1 protein-coding gene is annotated in these 808 nt (G+C 46.5%); it reads right to left on the bottom strand.

Annotated features, from left to right (window positions below; all coding sequences use genetic code 11):
• Positions 1-72: 72 nt before the first annotated feature.
• Complete coding sequence (locus FKW19_RS15205) at positions 73-720, bottom strand: hypothetical protein (protein WP_150150615.1); 648 nt, start codon at positions 718-720, stop codon at positions 73-75.
• Positions 721-808: the final 88 nt, after the last annotated feature.

The raw sequence follows: 808 nt of genomic DNA, 5'->3' as shown, positions 1-808 counted from the left end.
TTCATATCGCCATTCCCTCAATCAACGCAGAAGAAATAGAATCATACAGAAGACCTCAAAACCAGGGGGTTTTTAGAACCCTCCATCTGTTCCGGTGTTTTTAAGATCAAATGGGTCTCCATTAAGCACCATAACACGACCGACATTGACTATCCCACCAACGCTAACGCCCGGACCAATCGTCGTTGTATTTGTAACCGCGCTGTAACTTGCTGTTATGGACTTATCTCCAAACAATGGCTTACTAACCTGAGGAAAGTCCATGACAAAGTCTTTAGGGATTGTCGTTGTTGGCAGTCCGGCTTTATCTAAGAAAATGACTGGGACAGAAAGCAAACCAACATCAAGTCCCGTCGGCTCCATCGTGATTTGACCACCAGACGGTCCAACGTAAACTTGCTTCAAGGCCGACACACCAACTAAAGTTCCTTGAAGGTCAAGAATACCACCGTCAGTTTTCAGAGCACTAATTGCGGTCGCATTTAACAGACCACCGCCTACCTTAGCCGTGGCGCCATTCTCCACTGTAATGGCATTAAGAGCGTTGACACCTGCTATTGGAGTAGAAAGATCCACAACAACGGGATCTCCAGCAGGAGTATCAGCATTTTTCGTAACAACAATAGACGACAGGCCACTTACGCCAGCCAGAGCAGATAAGTCCCCACTACTATATACAGTTGCCACACCAAGGGAGATTTTAACCAATGCTGCTGTCATTTACCTAGGCTCAGGACTCATTCTTTGAGATAGAAGATGACGCTTGCTGCGATATGGATTGCAGACATGAAGGTATGAGCGCACCGGT

The organism is Acetobacter sp. DmW_125128 (assembly GCF_008704325.1).
Taxonomy (GTDB): domain Bacteria; phylum Pseudomonadota; class Alphaproteobacteria; order Acetobacterales; family Acetobacteraceae; genus Acetobacter; species Acetobacter oryzifermentans.
Note: the sequence above shows the minus strand (reverse complement) of the source record. Positions and strands in the feature narration are given on the sequence as shown.

Excerpts from the sequence above, each read along its gene's own strand:
- FKW19_RS15205 (WP_150150615.1), bottom strand. The coding sequence starts at position 720 with ATGACAGCAGCATTGGTTAAAATCTCCCTTGGTGTGGCAACTGTATAT.